Source organism: Pseudomonas meliae, from assembly GCF_001400515.1.
In the GTDB taxonomy this organism is placed as follows: Bacteria; Pseudomonadota; Gammaproteobacteria; order Pseudomonadales; family Pseudomonadaceae; genus Aquipseudomonas; species Aquipseudomonas amygdali.
Genome location: NZ_LJQT01000485.1, coordinates 1 through 642, shown reverse-complemented (window position 1 = coordinate 642; position 642 = coordinate 1). Strand labels below are relative to the sequence as shown.

Annotated in this window: 1 pseudogene; it reads left to right on the top strand. The window is 56.1% G+C overall.

What is annotated here, in order from left to right:
* Positions 1-40: 40 nt before the first annotated feature.
* A pseudogene (locus tag ALO64_RS26495) lies at positions 41-642 on the top strand (Ice nucleation protein); the annotation flags it as partial.

The following is a 642-nucleotide window of genomic DNA, read 5'->3' as shown; positions in this document are numbered from 1 at the left end:
TTGTTCAGCGTCTCCTTAAAGGATCTATGAGGGCGCTGTAATGAATCTCGAAAAAGCGTTGGTATTACGGACATGTGCAAATAACATGGCCGATCACTGTGGTTTGGTGTGGCCTGTCTCAGGGACCGTTGAGTGCAGGCACTGGCAACCCACAAAAGCACATGAAAATGGACTGGCAGGTTTATTGTGGGGTGTTGGAACCAGCGCCTTTTTGAGTGTTCATGCCGATGCGCGATGGGTTGTCTGTGAAGTGGCCGTTGCCGACCTCATTGCGTTGTCCGAGAGCGGAATGGTGAAATTCCAGCGGGCGCAAGTCGTTCATGTCGGTGACAAAAGCAGTGCTGCACATTACCTCTTGATGCACCGGGCCAGTTACTCATCGACAAGTCCCCCTGCGGCTGTCGAGGTTCGTCCGGCCAGTGGCGAGCTTGTTGTCAGTCATGAAGTATTTGACGTGGCATCAGTGAGTGCCGCTGTCGGCGCGGAGGGTAATCTTCCCGCCGTCACCACGCAGACGCTGCAGACAGCGACCTACGGCAGCACGTTGATTGGTGACAGCCACAGCCAGCTTGTCGCGGGTTACGGCAGCACCGAAACGGCGGGAAGCCATAGTGATCTGACCGCTGGGTACGGCAGCACCGG